The 20,844-nt window shown below is 52.5% G+C and carries 16 protein-coding genes and 3 pseudogenes; 10 read left to right on the top strand and 9 right to left on the bottom strand.

Features of this window, described 5'->3' with window-relative positions:
- The 3 genes from K6T50_RS03560 to K6T50_RS03550 form a co-directional block, all read right to left on the bottom strand.
- The gene (locus K6T50_RS03560) at positions 1-1,104 is read right to left on the bottom strand and encodes a glycosyltransferase (RefSeq protein WP_222608046.1); all 1,104 of its coding nucleotides are present in this window, start codon (positions 1,102-1,104) and stop codon (positions 1-3) included.
- Positions 1,101-2,150, bottom strand: a complete 1,050-nt coding sequence (locus K6T50_RS03555; protein WP_222608045.1) for a glycosyltransferase family 2 protein — start codon at positions 2,148-2,150, stop codon at positions 1,101-1,103. Before K6T50_RS03555 ends, K6T50_RS03560 begins: the two co-directional genes overlap by 4 nt.
- Positions 2,151-2,241: 91 nt before the next feature.
- Positions 2,242-3,864: an asparagine synthase C-terminal domain-containing protein gene (locus tag K6T50_RS03550; protein ID WP_222608044.1), complete on the bottom strand. Its 1,623-nt coding sequence runs from the start codon at positions 3,862-3,864 to the stop codon at positions 2,242-2,244.
- A gap of 650 nt (positions 3,865-4,514) precedes the next feature.
- Here K6T50_RS03550 and K6T50_RS03545 point away from each other — a divergent pair.
- Complete coding sequence (locus tag K6T50_RS03545; RefSeq protein ID WP_222608043.1) at positions 4,515-4,868, top strand: CatB-related O-acetyltransferase; 354 nt, start codon at positions 4,515-4,517, stop codon at positions 4,866-4,868.
- Between the two features lie 37 nt (positions 4,869-4,905).
- On the opposite strand, the gene K6T50_RS03540 is transcribed toward K6T50_RS03545, so the two are convergent.
- Positions 4,906-5,733 (bottom strand): hypothetical protein, encoded by an 828-nt coding sequence (locus tag K6T50_RS03540; protein ID WP_222608042.1) that lies wholly within the window; start codon positions 5,731-5,733, stop codon positions 4,906-4,908.
- 224 nt (positions 5,734-5,957) lie between these two features.
- On the opposite strand from K6T50_RS03540, the gene K6T50_RS03535 reads away from it, so the two are divergent.
- A complete protein-coding gene (locus tag K6T50_RS03535; protein WP_222608041.1) occupies positions 5,958-7,673 on the top strand; it encodes a capsular polysaccharide export protein, LipB/KpsS family in 1,716 nt (571 codons plus the stop codon).
- Positions 7,674-7,736: 63 nt separating this feature from the next.
- Positions 7,737-8,675 (top strand): alkaline phosphatase family protein, encoded by a 939-nt coding sequence (locus K6T50_RS03530; protein WP_222608040.1) that lies wholly within the window; start codon positions 7,737-7,739, stop codon positions 8,673-8,675.
- Between the two features lie 104 nt (positions 8,676-8,779).
- Here the strand turns inward: K6T50_RS03530 and K6T50_RS03525 are convergent, their stop codons facing one another.
- Genes K6T50_RS03525 through kdsB form a run of 3 tightly spaced genes read right to left on the bottom strand, consistent with a single transcriptional unit; the run spans position 8,780 to position 11,760 of the window.
- Positions 8,780-9,760, bottom strand: a complete 981-nt coding sequence (locus K6T50_RS03525) for a KpsF/GutQ family sugar-phosphate isomerase (protein WP_222608039.1) — start codon at positions 9,758-9,760, stop codon at positions 8,780-8,782.
- Positions 9,753-10,580: a 3-deoxy-8-phosphooctulonate synthase gene (kdsA, locus tag K6T50_RS03520; RefSeq protein ID WP_222608038.1), complete on the bottom strand. Its 828-nt coding sequence runs from the start codon at positions 10,578-10,580 to the stop codon at positions 9,753-9,755. The genes K6T50_RS03525 and kdsA overlap by 8 nt, the downstream gene beginning before the upstream one ends.
- Entirely contained in the window at positions 10,567-11,760 is a 1,194-nt protein-coding gene (gene kdsB, locus K6T50_RS03515) for a 3-deoxy-manno-octulosonate cytidylyltransferase (RefSeq protein ID WP_222608037.1), read from the bottom strand. The genes kdsA and kdsB overlap by 14 nt, the downstream gene beginning before the upstream one ends.
- A gap of 153 nt (positions 11,761-11,913) precedes the next feature.
- On the opposite strand from kdsB, the pseudogene K6T50_RS18865 reads away from it, so the two are divergent.
- A pseudogene (locus K6T50_RS18865) lies at positions 11,914-12,045 on the top strand (IS6 family transposase); the annotation flags it as partial.
- Between the two features lie 100 nt (positions 12,046-12,145).
- Complete coding sequence (locus tag K6T50_RS03510) at positions 12,146-13,951, top strand: ABC transporter ATP-binding protein (RefSeq protein ID WP_222608036.1); 1,806 nt, start codon at positions 12,146-12,148, stop codon at positions 13,949-13,951.
- A gap of 292 nt (positions 13,952-14,243) precedes the next feature.
- Here K6T50_RS03510 and aglF read toward each other — a convergent pair whose 3' ends face one another.
- On the bottom strand, positions 14,244-14,996 hold the full coding sequence (gene aglF, locus K6T50_RS03505) for a UTP--glucose-1-phosphate uridylyltransferase AglF (RefSeq protein ID WP_222608813.1): 753 nt from the start codon (positions 14,994-14,996) through the stop codon (positions 14,244-14,246).
- A gap of 87 nt (positions 14,997-15,083) precedes the next feature.
- On the opposite strand from aglF, the gene aglM reads away from it, so the two are divergent.
- The 3 genes and pseudogenes from aglM (at position 15,084) to K6T50_RS03490 (ending at position 18,745) form a co-directional block, all read left to right on the top strand.
- Positions 15,084-16,388 carry a UDP-glucose 6-dehydrogenase AglM gene (gene aglM / locus K6T50_RS03500; protein WP_222608035.1) on the top strand — a complete coding sequence of 435 codons (1,305 nt, stop codon included), beginning with the start codon at positions 15,084-15,086 and terminating at the stop codon, positions 16,386-16,388.
- Positions 16,389-17,181: 793 nt separating this feature from the next.
- Positions 17,182-17,253, top strand: a pseudogene (locus K6T50_RS19240) (UDP binding domain-containing protein); the annotation flags it as partial.
- A gap of 232 nt (positions 17,254-17,485) precedes the next feature.
- Positions 17,486-18,745: a DUF4365 domain-containing protein gene (locus tag K6T50_RS03490; RefSeq protein WP_222608034.1), complete on the top strand. Its 1,260-nt coding sequence runs from the start codon at positions 17,486-17,488 to the stop codon at positions 18,743-18,745.
- Positions 18,746-19,430: 685 nt separating this feature from the next.
- Here K6T50_RS03490 and K6T50_RS03485 read toward each other — a convergent pair.
- Entirely contained in the window at positions 19,431-19,862 is a 432-nt protein-coding gene (locus K6T50_RS03485) for an NUDIX hydrolase (RefSeq protein ID WP_222608033.1), read from the bottom strand.
- Positions 19,863-20,120: 258 nt separating this feature from the next.
- Between K6T50_RS03485 and K6T50_RS03480 the strand changes: the two genes are divergently transcribed.
- Both K6T50_RS03480 and K6T50_RS03475 read left to right on the top strand, forming a co-directional pair.
- A complete protein-coding gene (locus tag K6T50_RS03480) occupies positions 20,121-20,492 on the top strand; it encodes a MarR family transcriptional regulator (RefSeq protein ID WP_222608032.1) in 372 nt (123 codons plus the stop codon).
- Positions 20,489-20,842 (top strand): annotated as a pseudogene (locus K6T50_RS03475) (type II toxin-antitoxin system PemK/MazF family toxin). Before K6T50_RS03480 ends, K6T50_RS03475 begins: the two are co-directional and overlap by 4 nt.
- The last annotated feature ends 2 nt before the right edge of the window (positions 20,843-20,844 follow it).

Here is a 20,844-nt window from a genome sequence, read left to right as displayed (position 1 = left end):
TCACCCCCAAAGTAGACGCTCGTACTGATCCACTGCAGCTTTGATACTGAAATCCGACGCCCGGGTTATCAATTTGTCCTCATCAACCGGTTCCTCAAGGGTCTCACCGATAGCGGCTGCCAGCGCAGACGGATTACCGACGGATACGAGACGACCGTACTCACCGTTGTCCAAGATCTCCGCCGGGCCACTTGGACAGTCCGTTGCAACAACGGGACAACCACAAGCCATCGCCTCAACGAGGACGTTTCCAAACCCTTCCCTGATAGACGGAAGGGCCGTCACTGACGCGTTCCGCATATATTGATACGGGTTGTCGACGTACCCGAGCAGTTCACTCGACGACGATAATCCGAGTTCGGCGATACGCGACGCCAGTTCATCACGTTTTGGGCCGTCACCTATGAGCACCAGGCGAACTGACTCGTCCGCGAGCAGTGACACAGCCTCCACCAGATCTGAGAATTGCTTCTGTTCTGAGAGACGGCCAATACCGAGTACAACTTTGTAATCATCTGACGAAAACCATTTGTGGTTGAGCGGTTCCATACTTCGTTCCCGGAGAGTCTCGGAAACGATGGGATTGTAGATTCGAGTGATTGCGTCGCGATCTACACCGACAATATCGCTGAGTCCCTCAACAACGCCGTCCGAAACAGCGACCAACTTGCCTGCTGTCGAGTAGAGTTCTTTAGCCGCTGCGTAGACGAATCTGTTTTTAGTGGAATTCACTACGGCAACTCTAGGGTCGATGTGTTCCGTCACGATAATTTGGGTCGGCACGCGAGCTAGGTTCCACGCAATTAGGTTAGGAACATTGATGTGATTCATAGCGGTGTAGAACCAAGTAGGGGTCGTCCGACGGAGATACCTCATTAGGAATGGAATGTCCCCGAGCCGGGTGTAACCCGGAAACGGTAATGACTGAAGGTCGACAACGCGAACCCGCGGGTCAACCTCTGTACGGAGCAGCCCTTGAGGACTGGGGAGAACGAGGTCCACGCTGTAGCCGCGATTGGCGAACCCGTTCGCTAAATTTATTGTGACCCGTTCCGCGCCCCCGATGTCGAACGACGGGAGAAAAAACCCGATGTCGACTGTCATTGGACGACAACCGCCTCCGGTAACGTCTCTTCCCACTTTTCGGCCGCTTTCGGCGACTGGATCGAAAGCTCACCGTCCGTATCGATAATCGTGTCACCGACCCGTGGATCGTCATCAGACCGGAAATTGTTGAGAGCGCTCAGCAGGCGTCTTACCGGGTCGCCGCCGATGCACGCAAGTAGTGCCGCGTACGGCCGCATCCAAGCCGGATCGGTCCTAATAGCTCGTAGAATGTAGGGGAACGCTGCTAGAGTATGGCCATTAACGACCCCATTCCAACCGACATTGAAAAACAGCCGCGACCGCATTTGTCGTTCGAACCCATCGCCGTACTCATTAGCCAAATCACTGTGCTTTTCGAGGAACAGCGGAAGCGCGGTCTCAGTCCGCGCGTCGAAGTCCCCGGTTATCTGATCACCGTGGTACACCCGTACCGTCAGGGGTTCGGGGACACATGCGAGGTCGTACGTCTGGGTCGCTCTGACGAGGAAGTCAGTATCCTGCCAGCAGGGGAACGCTTCGTCAAGCACCCCTACGTCGTCAAAGACATCTCGATGAACTAGCAGGGTAGAGAAGGAACCAACGAGGTTCGTCTTTAACAGCTGCTTCGTGGGCTTCTCGGATACACAATGCGTCGAAACGTTCTGGATGAGCCCTTCATCATTGACGTAGACTTTCCCTGTGTACGCGATTGCAGTATCAGCCTCGGCCGACTCGAGTGTATCGACCTGCCGCCTGAGTTTCGACGGAAACCAACGATCATCGTCGTCGAGAAACGCTACGTATTCACCGTTCGCTTGTTTGATTCCAGAGTTTCTCGCCGCGTTCGCGCCCTGATTCTCGTCGTGGCGGATAATCGTCACTCCGTGATGTGACCCGAATTCATCTTTGATTACGTCGGATACCGGTGTCGGCGAACAGTCGTCAACGATGATTGTCTCAATCGGTCGGTAGGTTTGCTCTCTAATATTGCTGACAGCGTCACCGACTCTGTCTGGCCGGTCATACGTAGGTATGACAACAGAAACCAGAGGGGCGTCAGTCACAACCGGATACCGAGCTTGGGGGCAATATATCTTCTGTTACGGGCAGTTATTGAGATAGTTCTTGGTAAATACATAATACCAGCCACTCCTTTTATTGGTCGACTCTATCTATAGGGTGGGTAATATCTCCAACATCAATATCGCCGAGCAGCAGTCTAGCTCGATACGCGCGGTGATCGGCGTCTCCATTGTAGGCCTGTAAAAACGTGTCACGAGGGATCATCCCAAATCGGTATTCCAAATTCTCATATATCTCTTCTGGCGTTTGGACTGACTGCTTGGGACTCTCCAAAATCGAGGTCGCGTAATTGTACATTTTCCGTAGAAGAGGCTCAATTCGTGATTCACGGCCTATGTTTTTTATTCGGCCAGTCAAGGAGGTCGCAGCAAAATGGCCTACAGGATTATCTGCAACGGAACGGTACTTATCTTGGACTGCTTTTCTTTGGAATCGCCGACCGCTACGCTGTTTAAATGATGTATCCAGCCAAAAGTCAACACACTCTGCATCCCAAAACGGTAGCCACCAATCTAATCCTGTTTGCCCATGAGTTTTTGTTGCCGCCGTAATCCATTTCGCTTGTCGCTCTCGCCAGTCGAACCGTTCGACCGCCTCGAGTGCTTGGGTCAGAGGACCACCACCGAACTGAATTACATCCCGGATACGCTCCCGAATATGTTCTTCCTGGGTTTGGTCTATAGCATTGTATCGGTAATGGATTCTCAGTATTTCATCAATGACCTCCCGCTCGGATACCGGTGGAGAAAGTGCCACATCGGATAGGTGGCTGCCTGCAATCATATCTCCCGAATGTCCAGGGACAATAACGCTGTTTTCAGGAACCGTGCCTTGGTTCGCAAGTTCACGAACCGCACCCCATTCCCTAAGTACAGGGACACTCGATAACCAGAGTTGATTGTCAAGCTCCTCACGCCCACTACTACGATAGATTCTCCTCCAATCCTCATGGGATGGTTCCCAGTGATGGTGTTCTACGCCCAAAGAGCGGGCAACACGTTCTGCGGTCAGGTGTTCGTCTTGTTGAGGGCGACTCGACCACGAAAACGAGTTCAAGTTCGGATACCCCATTTCGGCTAACGCAGTGACAATATACCGAGAATCAAAACCAGCGCTTAGCGGCACCCAGATCGGTCGGCCGTTCGCATATTCAATGAGTCGGGATATACATATCTCCCAATTTCGATGGACGTGCTCGAACGTTCGATCATGCTGGTTTCCATACTCAAAGTTGAAATACCTCTCCTTGTCGATACCAGAAGGAGATAAATGGATGATTTCACCCGCTTGAGACTGGCTAACGCCCTTTAAAAGGGTTTGTGGCCCTGTGACATAGCTTGCGGTACGATATTCTGCTGTAGACACTGTATCAAATTCAGTGTTCGATAACTCCTGAATTGCATGCTCTTGAGAGTCTGTGAGATGAATTGGTCCCGTTGTCGACACGTAGTAAATCGGGTAACTGTTAATATAGTCGGCCGCGATACACCACCCATCATCGATGGGAGTCAATACTGAGAAAAAGCCTGTAACCGAACGGGCCACATCTTTGACCTCAGGCCGAGTAGTAGCCTTACTGAACGCTTCAATGGGTAAGTTACTTTCATCTACACATTGCCGCCACTGACAAAATCCAATTAGTTTGGTCCCTTCATACTCCTCAACAGAAGATGTGAATTTGCAAGTGATATCCATCTTCGGTTAGATGATAGAACAGACACAAGTATATTCTGGTTTGATATATACAGAGACACAACGACTATCAAAACCACGCCGGCCACAACTGAAACGAATAGTTGAGTTTTCTAGGTTGGACATACAATCCATGTTTTAACTCGCAATGTTAAGTTAAGAGAGTCAAATTTACATAAAATGCGCCATCATAACAATACTTAATAATCCCAAGCTATAAAACACCTATAATAAGACTACCTTACCATACTCAGCTAATGAATGTGAAAAATCATCTATCCAAGCTGATCGGGTTGCTTGGATACCCGACTATGTTTCGGTATATAATCAATAGATCACCTGCCAATACATCAATCTCGTCGGCACCGGGGGCAAAGATAGGATACAGAACGTCAATTGAGGGAAATGCACAGCTTAAATCGGAAGCGACTGTGTGTCAAGGTTCACGATTGAGAGGCGACGTAACAGTCCATGAGTCGGCCCGAGTAGGCCCGGAGAGTCGTCTAGACGGAGACATAGACGTGGGGCGTTGGACAAACCTCGTTCGTGAAGTCGAGGCGGTCGGATCGGTAGACATAGGCCGGTACTGTGCTATTGCACGTCGAGCGACATTCCAAGCTGAAGATCACGTCACTTCAAGACCCGGAATGCAGATGAGATTCTACGATAATTTTCTCGGGCAAGAGCTCCCGCATACGTCTAAGGGTCCGATCGAAATCGGGTCTGACGTCTGGTTTGGTGCGGACGTCACCGTTCTCTCGGACGTCCAGATTGGTCCCGGTGCCGTTGTCGGGGCGAAATCGGTCATTACGAATGACGTTGACCCGTACGCTGTCGTGGCTGGTGTGCCTGCTGAGCCAAAATCGTATCGTTTCGACGAGGAGATGCGAGAACAGCTGCTAGAAACGGCTTGGTGGGAGTGGGAGCCCGAACGAATCACCGATAATGAGGAGTTCTTCAAGACGGATCTTCGGACTATTGATGATCTCAAGTCGGTGATTCGGTGAAGATTGCCTAAAGATCCTTTTGATCTGAATGTTGCACTCACATATACCCGAGCGCTTCCAGTCTGTCCGAGACGTCAGTTTTGCTGGTCCTTCCCTTGACGCCCTCGTCCCCGGCGGTTATTGTTTTGCGCTCATCACTCTCGAAAATCAACCACGGAACTGAGACCAAGTGTTTCGTATGGATGTGTCCAGGGTGGCCATATAGCCGAATGGGAAACGGCCAAGCGAATTCACCGAGCAGATTACCATGGTCGGAAGTGATGACAGTACGCCCGGGCAACTCGTCGACCAACGTCAACGCTTCGTCGAGGACTAGAACGAGGTTCTCGTAGTATGCCTCCCATACCTTGTCGACCGATGCAGTGCCATCCTTGAGCTGTTCCCAAACCGTGTCGTGATCACGCTCCGGTGCCTCCCCTTCTAGAACGCGTCGCGTGTATTCCATGCCCGCATGGGTCGCAATTTCCTGCCCTGTCTCACCGATGAACGGGTAATGCGGCTGATTGTAGTGAACAATAAGACGTTTCTCCGGTGCGCGCTTAGCGGTGGCCCGTGCCGCGGTAGTAACCGGCTCCGGTGGGACAGTTTCCAGATTGTCATCCCAGCTATCCTCCCAAACGTTGACTAGATCGAAGAATTCTGCGTCAGTATTCAGGTTCACCTGCGGATTCGCTGTGATGTATACGGTATCCAGATAGGGGCCATCATCGAAATTCTCCGAAACAAACTCGGGTGTGTTCGACCCACGTGAGCGTCTTGACTCAAGTGATGCCCTCGAGGCCAACTCGAAAGAGGCGTTCGCAGTTTCGAAGAGGTCATAACGACAGGCATCAAGGATTAGCAGATTGTCCCAGTCCTCATCCATAATCCGGCTTCCACGATTCGGCCGGTTCGAGTAGTACTGTTTCATCAGGAACGGGAGTCCCGAGCGATACCACCATCTCGGCCGATACCAGTTGTTACACAAACTTCGTATGGCAGACACGCTAGTACACTAATTGACAGTGATTTACAGGATTAGTTAAATTAACCGGTCTATGTTCGACGAACCGACAATCGTTTACGATTGCGGAGTAAATTCCTTTATACATGAAGCGGTCATTCTTTATGAAGACCGCAGGAGACGCTCCGGACGGATGGGATAAAGAGACGTTCGTACTGCGTGAGGAACTCGCCGCCGTCGACGACGAATCCGTCTTTGAAGTTCTCCGATTAATGTACGAACATCGCCCTGAGGAGGAGTGGTCGGTCCCATTATACCAGATAATCTGGACACATCTGGCGACGCCGTATCCAGACAAGGGGGCCCTCCTTGATCTCGTTCCGCTAGCGCAGAGGTTAATGACTCACATTACTGAAAATAATGTAGACGAACTAATCGTTGACAGTCAGTTACCAGAAGTGTACGTAGCAGTAGCTAAGGATGTTTGTACACAGCTAGACTGTAAACTTAGCTGCCAAAACGAACAATCAGGTGTCGAACAAGTCGTAGAATGGGCAAAAAAGACGGCTCGTATATTTCGACAGGCTGGCCTCCTCCTTCTTGATCAGTTGTTAAGTCTTGTACTGCCGAAGGATTATTCGCCTAATGGCCGACCAATCTCTGTGTTTCCATATCCGGACCGGTTCGATAGCACACTCCCCATTGCAGAGGCTCTTGATGGTGATGCAAACTGTCTGATTCCACGACTCCGTCTGCAGTTCTATTGGTCCTCCCTAAACCTTGACTATGAGCCTGATGTTTGTTCGTATCAGAATTACATTACATTGGGAATCATCCGCCGTGAGCTTCGGGTCCTTGGAGAGATTGTGAACCCCGTTGGGAGAGACGAAATGGTCGCTAGCCTCCTACCGCTGTTTAAGCGTGAGTACGGCGTCGCACTTCCAAACACCGTTCAGACTGCTACTAGAGTAGTTTTTGAACAAAATATCCGATCGCTCATGTATTTCTGTTGGGCCGTAGACTACTTTGAAAACACCGATGTTAATGCGGCCGTGATTGGGGGTCCGAACCCACGCGACTTTGCTATCCTAGAGGCGGCACAGCGTAAGGATGTGGATACATATTACGTCCATCACTCAACTGTAACGGGCACAGAATTCCTTCCACCATCTGACACGACATACTTCGTTCCAAGTAAGATCGGCGTCAATCACATTAAGCGAATATATGACGGGGGTGATATCCCAGAACTGTTAGAAATCGGACGGCCGTACTTTGAGGTAGCATACGACGTTAATTCGCTTGGGACACCGAATAAGCTAGAAGAAACAACCCCATTCACTGTTCTCATTGCGACCCAACCTTTTGAGGATGATGTCCGAAGCGAGTTCCTGAAGACCATATTGGAGGCGTGTATGGAAAGCAATCTAGTTGACGAGATTAAAATAAAGACTCACCCCGACGAAACCCCGGAATTCTATCAACGACAAGTTGACCAACTAGCTGATTGTGACTACGTAACGATGGCGAGCGACGACTTAGGGAGAGAAATTAAAGATGCGTCGCTACTCATGACGATTAACTCCAACGTGGGTCTTGAGGCGATGCTCAACGGTACACCAACAGTTTGTTATAACAGTTGGTATCCAGCAATCCAGAATAAACCATACGCGCGTGCCCCTCAAGTACCCTTGTTGAAGACCAATGAGGCGTTGTCCGAGTTTGTTTCCGAACAAACGCCCAAGTCGGTTACTGCACTAGCCTCGGAACAGCGTGAGTTCGCTCACGAACAGTTCCTGTTAGAGGAGTCGGCAGCAGACGCGATAGCTGAAGTGATTCGAGCGAGGAGCCTTAACCAGTAGAAATTTGCGGGCAAAAGTTTTGCTATCACAACACATATAATAGACGCCCAATGAGTTTTCAATATGTCTGTATTCGACTTTCTGCAAAATACGGCTTGTGAGCTTAGAGAAAAAGGGGTTCGGTCGACTGCCAGAACCGTCGGGGTTGAAGTATTTCGGAACGGTCCGCTCCGCAGACTTGACAAGTTAGGGTATAAACGAGGGCCGAACATCTATGATTTCGATTGGGACCTTTTGTTAGTCCTCGACGCTTGCCGGGCAGACCTGATGCGTGAAGTATACCCAGAGTACGACTTCCCCGAGGAGTACGCCGAAATTCACTCGGTCGGGTCGAAGTCACAGCAATGGCTAGAACGGACATTCGCGACGGAGTACCAGGACGAAGTCTCTCGAACAACATATGTCACTGCAAATATGTTCTCGAGCGAACTGGATCCAGCGCGCTTTAACTTACTTGACGAACTTTGGCAGACCCACTGGGACGAAGACATCGGTATCGTACCACCACGACCAGTAACTGACCGCGCCATAACTGAGTTGCGAGAGAACAACCCCGACAGGTTGATTGTTCACTACATGCAACCCCACTATCCGTTTATCGACAACAAGCTCGCTGACGGTGTCAATCTTGATTACGCGTTCCGCAAAGAGGGTGACGAACAGAACGTTTGGAGTCTCCTTGAGGCGGGTGAAGTGGGCCGAGAGGAGGTTTGGACGGCGTACCGGGAGAACCTCCGGCTCGTGATGAACGAGGTAGAGTTGCTTCTGAGTAATGCTGACGTCGGGAGTGTAGTCGTGACATCCGACCACGGGAACGCCTTCGGAAGTCTAGGAATCTATGGTCATCCGCCATTGGCGGTGTCGTGTCTTCGAGAGGTTCCATTCATACGGACGAGCGGAACTGATACCCGAACCTACGATCCCGAAGTAACTGAACCGTCCATCCGCCACGGGGACCAGATGAACGTAGACTCACGCTTGGCTGCTCTCGGATACAAATGAGAAAGAACAAATTTCCCAGTAAGCTACTTCGGAGCAGCAAAAACCATACCGCCCCTAAAATCATCAATCCCCTATTTAAACGTATTTGCCTTTTGTTAGGGAAATCAAACTGTTAGCCCTTTCTCCATAATGTCATGGATGTGTACGACACCTAAAAACCTGTTAGAATCATCAGTTACCACAAGTTGTGAAATGTCGTTCTCTTCAATAACTTCTAGAGCTCTTATTGCGGCCATATCTTCGGAAGCCGTAATTGGGTTAGTAATCATTACTTCTTTGGCTACGACATTATGCAGATCCTTTCCAGATTCAATCAGTCGACGGATATCACCATCCGTCAAGATACCTTTCAAATAGTTCTCCTCGTCCTGAATCGCAGCAATCCCTTTACCGCCTTCACTTATTTTCAGAGCAACTGTGGCTAATGTGTCTGCCGGCCGAGATTTTGGAATGTCCTTGTGCATTAAGTCCTCAACGTTTAGCAACAGACGCTTCCCAATCGCCCCCCCAGGATGAAAATGGCCGTACTCCTGTTGGCTGAAGTCCCGATTCGTCATCAAGGCGTTTGCGATACAGTCTCCGATAATCATCGTAGCAGTGGCACTGGCCATCGGGACTAATTCTACGACTGCGCCTTCCTTCTCAATTTTCGTATTGACGTGATAATCCGCTTGTTTACCTAACTTCGATTCAGGGTCGGACGTGATCGCCACAGTTGTCGCATCAAATGAACGAATAAATTGCAGTAGTTCCACCATCTCGTCAGTATTTCCGCTATTCGAAATGAGAATAACAAGGTCTTCGGCTGAAAGAGATCCCAAATCGCCGTGAAGTGCTTCAACAGGATGAAGGAAGTGTGAAGACACCCCAATACTATTGAACGTGGATGAGACCTTCTTGCCTACATCTCCAGACTTGCCAATACCAGAGAATATTACTCGACCGTTCTCCTCGCTAATTACTTCTGCCACTTGTGTTATCTCCGCTATTGTCTCCGCATTCTGAAGCGTAGCAATAGAGTTCTCTTGAACCGACAGCGTGTGAGAAACAGCTTCATAAACGTCTGTCTTGTCCATCTCAGTCATGTCGCTCACTATCCTTCACCGTGTCATCAATCGCTTTCCATTTTTTAACAAGCGATTCGAATTCATCAAGGGGAAGTTGTGTGGCTGCATCACATTTAGCTGACGGCGGATCAGGATGCACTTCAGCGAAGATACCCGCCACCCCAGCTCCGAGTGCAGCCCGCGCTAACGTCGGCGCAAACTGACGGTCGCCACCACTGGAGTCACCGCGTGCGCCCGGACGCTGCACCGAGTGTGTTGTGTCGAACACGACTGGCTTGCCAAGCTCTTTCATGATATCTAAATTCCGCATATCGACAACGAGGTTATTATATCCGAACATCGCACCGCGTTCGCAGAGCATAACCTGTTCGTTCCCCGTGGATTCAATCTTGTTAACAACATTGTCCATGCCATCTGCTGAGAGAAACTGTCCTTTCTTTACATTAATTGGTAACCCCGTTTCACCGGCAGCCGTGAGCATATCCGTTTGTCGTGAGAGGAACGCAGGCACTTGTAGAACGTCAACCACGTCTGCGACCGCCTCTGCCTGTTCAGGGGCGTGGAAATCAGTTATAACCGGCAGATCATACTTGTCTTTGACGCGCTGCAGAATTTCGAGTCCACGTTCCATCCCGGGGCCCCGGTAGGAACTAATCGACGAGCGGTTGGCTTTGTCAAACGAGCTCTTGAAGATTAGTTCGATGTTGTGGCGGTTAGTAATCTCTTTTAGTTCTCGTGCTGTTTGCAGCACTTGTTTCTCTGATTCGATCACACACGGTCCTGCAATAAGGAAGAATTGGTCTTCGTTAGAGACCGAGATACTATTAGTGAGTTTCATTGGTGCGCTCTCGTTGCATTTCTTCTTCTACTACTTGTATATCACGTTTCACATTAACCTCTTTGGGGTCGTAGTCCGTCTCTACAGTCTGTATCTCGTACCCGTTTTCGAGCAGTCGGAGTTGTTCTAAGTCTTCAGCGGATTCTAGCTTCGACTCCATATTGACGTAATCGAGTAACAACTCTGTCTTGAATCCGTATAGGCCAATGTGTTTGTATGTATTACCTACTTCTCCACCAGACGGTATTTTCGCCCGTGAAAAGTAGAGTGCTCTGCCATTGGTGTCGGTTACCACCTTTACGGTATTTTCGTCATCAAGAAGAGAGTTGTCTTCGATTGTCGAAATCGGGGTTGCAACTTTCGGAGAGCTTTCTCGAAGAGCTAACACGATAGCGTCTATGACATCTGGGTCGATTAACGGCTCGTCACCCTGAATGTTGATCGTAAAGTCTGCTTCCACGTTCGCTGCGACTTCTGCCACCCGATCCGTTCCAGTTGGATGGTCAGGGTCGGTCATCACTGCGGTACCACCGACTGCCTCAACCGCCTCAGCGATGCGTTCATCATCTGTTGCGACGATGAGATCATCAAGCAGCGTTGCGTCTCTCGCACGCTCGTATACATGCTGAATCATCGGCTTACCAGCGAGCTTGATTAATGGTTTGCCGGGCAGGCGTGTTGACCCGTATCGAGCGGGGATAACACCGAGTGTCGTTTGGGAAACAGATTCTAAATAATTCAGGATGTCCCGAACAGCTCCGTCACCACCGTTATACTGGCTGACGTAGGAACACTCGTTTTTAATTTCTGGAGCCGCATCTTTAGGAGAACAGGCCGTGCCGACGGTTTTCAGACTCTGTAAGTCCGTCAAATCGTCACCAATATAAACTGTATCCGTCAGATCGAACCCGAGACGAGACGCGATCTCCTTGACTTTTCGTTGTTTATTTTTCACCCCTTGATGGACTTCTTCCACACCAAGCTCCAACGCGCGATTAACAACAGCTTGAGATTCCCTTGAGGTGATAAACACGAAGTCATTACCATCCTGTTTCCGCCACTGGACGATCCCATATCCATCTTTCACATTAAACGATTTGAAAATCTCACCGTCTTGGCCTATATTGATTTTTGAGTCTGTGAGAACGCCATCGACATCTGAAAAAACTAATCGACCCATACTAACCCAGGAAAATTATGGGAGGTAAATAAGTTTTAGGATGTTGGTGGTCATCACATAAGGATGATGGATGAGTTGGGAGATCTTTTAGAGTGGTCAATGCACGAGATCGCCCGTCTCATCGAAGATGTCGACTGATTCGAATTAGAGTTTCTGGAACGAGAGGCGGCACCCGAGTCTTCGATAAAGCCCGGAATCCGACTCCATCAGGCTGGATTATCACTTTCCGAGCCCGTTTTGATTCTCGATATATTGGGTGCCGAACGTTCTCGTCCGACCGTTTACAATTCGCCTGCTATTCATATTGCTCACGCGTCCTGAAGTCAGAGTACTTTTGTTGATGGCATATGTTCTTACTAATAGAAGTTTCTTCACACCCCCATTTATGTCTGATTCGGAAAACAACACAGTGTCTGGTCGAGAGAAAATTAATGCGCTACTTGATGTGGCTCGCTTCAACCCCCAGTTAACAGTACCCATTATTGGGCTCGGATTCGTTGCTGCAATCTTCGAAGGGGTTGGCTTAGGTTTTATTCTACCAATTATCGAACTCGCACGAGCGGAAGACCCCGTTACTCAAGCGGACGGAGTAATGGGCATGTTTGTATCTGTATACCAAACTCTGGGTATCCCATTTACCCTAGGGTTCGTCGTTGTTGGCGTTGCGGTGGTGATGACCGCCCGCTACACAATGAGTTTCCTCGTAGCTTGGTTACGTGAGGCCCTACGAACATACTACATCCGAGATCTGCAGATGCGAGCGTATGGAAGTGCATTAGATGCTCGGATAGAGTATTTTGATGAGGAAGGGTCCGATGATATTCTGAACGCTATTGTCACACAGACAAACTACGCTGGCCGAGCGATTCAGCACGTCGTGCAACTCTCAGGAGTACTTTTCTTATCGCTGGCATATCTGCTGATCGCACTTTTGATGGCGCCAAGGCTTACGATATTTGCGCTTGCCGTTCTCGGTGGAATCACAGTATTACTTCGGCACATCGTTGAACCAGGATACAACATCGGAGAGTTGGTTGCCGAAGCAAACGAACAGCGACAGGAAGCGGTACAAGCAGGAACACAGGGAATTCGGGATATTCGAATATTCGGTTTGACTGATGAGTTGTACCAAGATTTCATGGCTGCAATTGATCAGTTTACTGACTCTCGTATCAAACTACGCCGTAATGAAGCGGCAATTAATAATTTCTACAATCTCGGTGTCGCAGTATCCGTATTTGTTCTCATATATATGTCATTAACGTTCGCTAATTTATCAGTTGGAGCACTCGGTGTGTTTCTGTTCGCTATGTTCCGACTGGGGCCGAATGTGAGTCGATTAAACCAGCTATTTTATAAAGTCGAAAATGACTTGCCGCATCTCGTTCGAACCCAGAAATTCATTCAGGAATTAAAGAGTCGGGAAGAGACGAATGAACCCATACATGATGTCCCAGCACAGATTGATCACATTGAATTCGATAACGTTCAATTCTCGTATGACGAAAAAGAGAAGGTACTCCGTGGAGTTAGCTTTGAGGTTGAAAAAGGTGAGTTCATAGCGTTCGTTGGGCAATCTGGTGCCGGGAAATCAACTATCGTGTCCTTACTGGCTCGCTTCTATAGGGTAGACAAAGGTGAGATTCGGGCAAACGGCGTACCGATCCACGAAATGGACATCAATGAGTGGAGGAACCGACTCTCGATTGTGCGCCAAAGTCCGTTCATTTTCAACGATACGCTGCGGTATAACCTCACGATTGGAAATCGAGACGTAACGGAAACAGAGTTGAATCGTATCTGCAAAATCGCACGAGTTGACGAATTCTTACGAACCTTGCCGAACGGGTACGACACGATGCTTGGCGACGACGGAGTCCGACTCTCTGGGGGACAGAAGCAACGTGTTGCGTTAGCAAGAGCGCTGTTAGAGGATGCAGACCTGTTGGTCCTAGACGAAGCTACGAGTGACCTTGACTCGAACTTGGAGCAGGAAGTCCAGGCAGCTATCGAAGCGATGGACCGGGACTACGCAATGATCACAATTGCACATCGGCTGTCCACAGTGCAGAATGCTGACCGAATATATACAATGGATGACGGTGAGGTGATAGAAATTGGAACACATACTGAACTAGTCGATAAAGACGGAAAATATAAAGAGCTGTATTCAATTCAGTCGAAAGGTTAGCGTTGCAGAGAGGGGAACTCTGGTTGAGGATTTCCTGAATCAAAACAATCATGTTCGGTGCAGACGACAACCGAGCATTCAACTCCTTACCGTCAGAGCTTCCTGTAACACACAGTCGGGCAATCTGCTTCGATTTCTTCGCTGGAGCGATCTGTTCGATTGTGAGACTACGCCCACGACTCCCTAAAATGGGTTTTACCACTGTGTTCTGATCTGGAGATCCACCCATACGTGGAGCCGTACCCAGAGGCGCTCAGAACAGAACGAAACCTAACCAAGTGAACCTCGAAACTTAAGACTCGGCCGACGGTTGGGACTCAGATTCAGCACTCTGAGTCTCAGTTAACCGCTTCTCTGCCTCATCTCGGTCCTCGGGATACCCAACGTCAATCCGCCATCCTTCCAACCCAATCGCGTCGATCGTCCGCCCACTCTGAATCAACAGATCAATCGCCTCAGAAATCTCGTACTCGCCACGGTTAGAAGGCTGCACGAGGTGACACGCGTGGAAAATCGCCGGGGTGAACGTGTAGAACCCGGTCATCACCAGGTTCGACGGCGGCTCTTCTGGCTTCTCCACTACGTCAGTAATCTCCCCGTATTGATTTGTGTCACACACCCCGTACCGACTAGCATCCTCCCAGTCAACCTCCTCCACGAGGAACGCCGCATCTGCCCGGTCCTCCTGCTGCCGACGAACCACGTCTTCCAGATTCGCTTGGAAGATGTTGTCCCCGAGCAACAGCATGAAGTCGTCGTCAATGTGCTCTTCGACGTTTAACAGCGCATGCGCGAGCCCTTTCTGTTCACGCTGGTGTGCGTACGTAATCGGCACCCCCTCGAACTCGTCGCCGTAGTGCTCGATGATGTTCTGCTTCAGGTAGCCGACCACCACCACCAGTTCATCGGCGCCCAGCTCCACCAGCTGCTCGAAGCAGTGTGTCAGGATGGGCTTCCCGTCGACCTCGACCATCCCCTTCGGTTTGTCCTCTGTGAGCGGACGCAACCGCGTCCCCTCGCCGGCGGCCAGTACAACGGCTTTCATGACTATGTTGGAGTTGTCATACTCCGGCATATGTCTTTTCACACGGATAACCAAATCTATGAGTGACCCTCTCGCCTACCCGACGCCATGCACCTCTCCGTCGTCGGCAGCGGCTACGTCGGCACGACGATCGCGGCCTGCTTCGCGGATCTCGGCCACCACGTCGTCAACATCGATATCGATCAGGAAACCGTCGACGTCATCAACACCGGCGAGGCACCCATCCACGAGGACGGCCTCCCGGAGCTCCTCAAGAAACACGCCGGCTCCAACAGCACAAACCGGCTCCGCGCTACCACCGACTACGCCGAACTTCTCGACACCGACGCGACCTTCCTCTGCCTCCCAACACCGCAGAACGACGACGGCAGCATCGATCTTTCGATCATGGAGGCCGGAGCCGAACAATTAGGCGAAACCCTCGCCGAAAAGAATGACTGGCACACTGTCGTCGTGAAGAGCACGGTCGTCCCAGGCTCCACCGAGGACGAAATCACCCCAATCCTTGAGCGAGAGTCAAACAAGACCACAGGCGAAGACTTCGGCGTCGGGATGAACCCTGAGTTCCTCCGAGAAGGAACGGCAGTCCACGACTTCCTCGATCCGGACAAGATCGTCCTCGGCGCCGACGACGACCGTGCGCTCGCGGATATGCACGAGGTGTTCGACCCGCTCGTCGAACGAACCCAAGCACCGGTCGTCGAGACGAACACCCGAACGGCGGAGATGATCAAGTACGCGAACAACTCCTTCCTCGCAGCCAAAGTAAGCCTCATCAACGACATCGGGAACATTTGCAAGGAGCTCGGCGTCGACGCCTACGAGGTTGCCGACGCCATCGGTCTCGACGACCGTATCGGCGCACAGTTCCTCCGCAGCGGGCTCGGGTGGGGCGGAAGCTGTTTCCCCAAGGACACCGCCGCGATCCGCGCAGCGGCCCGCCAGCACGACTACGAACCGTTCATGCTCGACGCCGCAACCGAGGTGAACGACGAACAACCAAAGCGCCTCCTCTCGTTCATGGACAAACACGTCGACGTCACGAACAAACGCGTCGCCGTTCTGGGCCTTGCGTTCAAGCCCGGCACTGACGACGTCCGCAACTCTCGCGCAATCCCCGTCATCGAGGGGCTGCAACAACGCGGCGCCGAGATCGCCGCCTACGACCCCATCGCTGCCGAGAACATGGGCGAGCACTTCCCCGACATCCAGTACGCAGAAAGCCCTGCAGCCGCACTTGATGGCGCCTCAGCCGCCCTAATCGTCACCGACTGGGAGGAAATCACCTCGCTCGACGAGGAGTTCGACGCCATGGCCACACCCGTTGTCATAGACGGCCGCCGGGCGATCGATCGCAGAGACGGAATCGTCTACGAAGGGCTTACCTGGTAACTGTCGTTTCGACCAGTTCCGAAGCTTCGATAAATACTCCCCCCATCCATCCGTAATTATGCTATTATTTGACTAATACCGAACATTTATCACCCCGCCGCAGTACCGTGTATTTAGCGAATCACCAGACGGCGACGAGTGCTGTCACGCAGCGTGACGATATCTAATCGACCGGGGCCGAGTTCTTTATAAACAACCGGCGCCGTCGTGTGAATACGAATCGTCACGTTTCGTGCCTGTACCTGCAGGAAAACACTTGGACTTCTGATAAATTGGATACAATGGCGACGTGTATAGAGATTCGGATAGCCTTACTGTTACCCTCATAGCCTTTGATTATAAATTCGAAAGGAGACTGACGTATGTCTCGCCGCGCTGTTTAAGCACTGTTACCTTCTATTGGAGCAAAATCAAGGGAAAACCGGACAGAGCAGCGTCTAAGGTTCCTCCTGCAAAATGGACTACCTGATGGGTACCCCGTAGTTCTGATGTCGCGCCAAATATTCGGCAGCGACTGACCCACATCGGGACTCCATAGAGGCGACGCGGTTCGGATCGACGACGCTGGTTTTCATCGATTCGCGGGCGGCCGCGACGAGGTCGAGGCGGTGGCCTCGAAGCCGAGTCTTCCCCCGTTCGGTTCCGGAACGCACCGGCGACCCGTGAGCCGAGACCGGTTACGCATTCAACTACCCACGTCGGCTCGACAGAGACATGCCGCCCTCGTCGTCGATGTGCTCATCGACGGTGAGGAGCGCGGTCGCAAGGCCGTTCTACTCGCGCTGGTGGGACACTTGGCTTGGCGTTCAAACCGGGTACGGACGATACCCGGAATTCTCGTGCCATGCCGATCATTGAGGAGCTTTAGGAGCACGGTGCGGCCGCCGCGCGATCGACCATCGGGACGGGATCGTGTACGAGGGGCTAACCTGGTAGTTGGCCTACCACTAGGACAAATACGGTTCACCGACTACCGAATTTCCTCCTTCTCCTACTATCGCCGATGTCTTCAGGGGCACGGAACCTGTTGGTCACCTATGGGGAAGCAGACGGACCGAAACCACGAACTCGAACGCTATTCGCGGGGACGGTTGCGCATGACGCTCTCGAAGTGGGTGGTGAACTCACTCGACGAGGATTACGCGTTTGACTTCGAGGTTCGCCCCACGGAGGGATTCGAGGTCGACACCAGAGACCAACACGGTAATCGCGTCCTTCCGTCACCCTTCTACATCCAGCTGAAGGCTTCCGAGGGGTTCGATGACTCGGAGGCTGTCTGGCACGATTTTGAGACGGATTTTCTTGTTGAGGATTGCTTGCAGGCGTCTGTCCCGGTTGTTCTCGTGATCTGTGATCGGTCTCGGGAGGAACTGTACTGGACAGTCCTCCAGCGCTACTGTTGGGACATACTGGACGCTGACCACGGAGACTGGCGCAAGCAGGAGACCAAACGAATCCATGTCGATCGCGAACCGCTCGCAGACGCCATCGCGCTCAGTAAGCTTCGGGGAGAGATTCGTGCAGCAGAGCACCGTATCTCGACACGCCAGCGGGTCGCGTCCGCACGCCGCGGGACACTGCACCATCCGGTTCGGATGGATGTCGCGTCGGCGTCCGACGTACGTGCGTACAAACAGGAACTAGTCGATGACGCGGTCAACTTGGCTGATGCAGGTCACCGTGGGCAGGCGCGACGGAAACTCGTTGAAGTCTGCCAAATGGCTGAAGACGGAGTGGCGACGGTCGAGGCGTATCGGCAGCTGCTTGAGCTCCGTGAGATCGAGGACCTCCCTGTGGCATTCGCGAAGGTCCGCTTCGCACGGGAGGGCGCGAACCTGGCGAAGCAGTACGACCACGAAGACCCAATGGAGGCATTCCGCGAGCAGTACGAGACCGCATGGGAGTACATCGAGGAGAAGTTCATCGGGTCGAAATATCTCGGTCCCTCGGGTCTCCCTGTCCGCGTCCTCGATGTCGATCGGATGCGGTTGTTGGAGGGGAACGGAGCTGAGATGACCGCACGCGTCCAACATGGCTCTGAGTTCACTGGGTTGCAAGCGCCAGCCGTCGCTGGGAATGATGAGTTCGAACTCATAGAGTCAGGGGCGTCGACGGATCCCCGTGTCGATGCATGTGCTGAACGAGCGCACACGTTCGACACGGATGATCTCCGGGACGTACCGACTGCAGCGATCTGTGCGAACTGTGGGCTGTCCCGTGAAACGATCCAGCAGTGGCTCTCACAGGAAGTACCGACAGTGTGCGATGCGTGTGGAGAAGTTGTCTACGAGAATCCACTGGATATGGAGATTCCGAAACCAGGGGGACAGGTCCACTGCGCTGAATGTCGAAGCTGACTTGGAAACGGCCACAGGTACGGTACTTCAGGAACTACGACCAACTATACCTCTCAACGACGCTCCCACCGCCTTCATCGTGACCGACTGAGAGGAGATCGCGACCCTCGACGAGGCGTTCGACGCGATTGTGGCCCCGGTGGTGATCAACGGTCAGCGCGCAAACGACCGACGGAACGGGATCGTATTCGAATGACGGACCTGGTAGTCCACGCAATTTCCACTAATTGGGCCAGATCAATCGACGAAACTACTCCGCCTGTTCACCCATCGTCGGCAGCATTCAGCTCCACTCATTCATTCCCATCGAGTGAGGCGCCGCACTCCTTGCACATGTCCGACTGCCACGGGACGGTCTCGATCACCTCACAATGGTCATCACACCGCGGACAATACTCGGTTCGCCCGTCCCCGGCCATCGTGTCCTCACGTGTACGACAGTACATGAAATACCTTTGGACAACTGAAGCCCGTGCCGTTCTCGTTGGCTACTTGTGAAACGTGTACATGAAATACCTTTGGACAACTGAAGCGTTCGAGATGGAACCGCAACAATAGGAAGAACACGAACGAACGGTCGAGCCAGCGAGGATGCACCCTCGGCTCGAAACCGAGAGTCATTCGACGGCACAAAGCCGACTCGGATCAATACCGGCCGGCCGCAAACAAGTCACGAGATCGCTCACTATAATCCAGAGGTGGTGCTCACGTTACTCCGACCGCCGCCTCTCCAACGCAGCACAACGGCCGCGGCCTGCGGCTCGCTCAATCGCCGTCGAGCCTCACGCACCACCGTCCACTCGTACTCGTCATGCTCACCGGACAGCGACACGTCCCGCTCATCCACCCGACAGTAGTAGTACACGGCGAACCGCCCATCCCCAGAATCATTGCGCCACACGAGCGTGTCGACGGGCGCGACGACCTCGGGGTCGAGCGTCGTCTCCTCGGTGATCTCACGGCGGACGCCGGCGACGGCACGCTCGCCGTGGTCGACGCGGCCGCCCGGCAGCTCCCAGCCGCCGTCGGTCGCTCGCCGGACGATCAATACCTCGTCGGTCGGCGCGAAGACGACACCCCGCTGGGTAACGGTCGCCTGCAGCGGTTCGTCCGTCATCGGCCGGGGTACGGACGAATCGCCCATCAATCTGGCGAGCGCATTGACCACACCTTGCGCCTCCAGTCACGAGGATCGCAACCCGGGAAGCCACAAGGTCTGCCCCTGAGGCGGTTCACGACGGGTTGACTTGGAGTAACCCGATTCGATATCCCCACCCAGCGATCTACCCAGAGCTCACCCCTCACTCACGTTCGGTATTTTCGTAGCTTTCACACCTACCACTCATTACAGTGTGTACCGTCTCACCAATCAACGATGTCCATCGATCGAGACACCTTCGAGAACACGAGCGAGGAGGAGCTCGAGGACCTTTCGGTCCCTGACCAGGTACTCGGATTCCTTTCCGCTAACGGGGATCGGGCGTTCAAGGCGCGCGAGATCGCCTCCCAGATCGGGATTGACGAGGGCGCGGTCAGCACCGCACTCTCACGACTGAAGGACCGAGGTCTCGTTGAACACAAGGCGACATACTGGGCGATAACCGACGACACCGACCGCCTCCACGGATACAGTGGCTACGAGCGAGCGACTGCCCTGTTCAACGACCGACTCGGCACAGAGGACACGGAGGCTTGGCGCGAACATGCGCCCAGTGAGGCACATCCGAGTGTGGAGAACGAACAGTGACCGACGACGAAGCAGCCCCCGTCTTCGAGCGGGGCGATGTCGTCTACGGTGACGACCCGTTCAACGGTGACGAGAACGCTCGGCCCTGGCTCATTCTCTCGAACCACGAGGGACATCCGTTCTACGGCGAGCAGTATATCGCGGTGACGCTTACGTCGAAGTCCTGGATGGACGGCCTCATCGCTATCCCTGAGAGGAGCTGGCTTCGCGGTGGGACACCGGACGAAAGTCGGATCGTCCCGTGGGGCGTGTAATCGATCGACCACGAAGACATTGACTTCTGGCAGGGTCGACTTGACAACGACCTCGTCGACGAGGCGGTTGCTGCCCTTGTCCAAGAACTACGGTAGTG

This window comes from Halobaculum magnesiiphilum (assembly GCF_019823105.1).
GTDB classification, from domain to species: domain Archaea; phylum Halobacteriota; class Halobacteria; order Halobacteriales; family Haloferacaceae; genus Halobaculum; species Halobaculum magnesiiphilum.
Note: the sequence above shows the minus strand (reverse complement) of the source record. Positions and strands in the feature narration are given on the sequence as shown.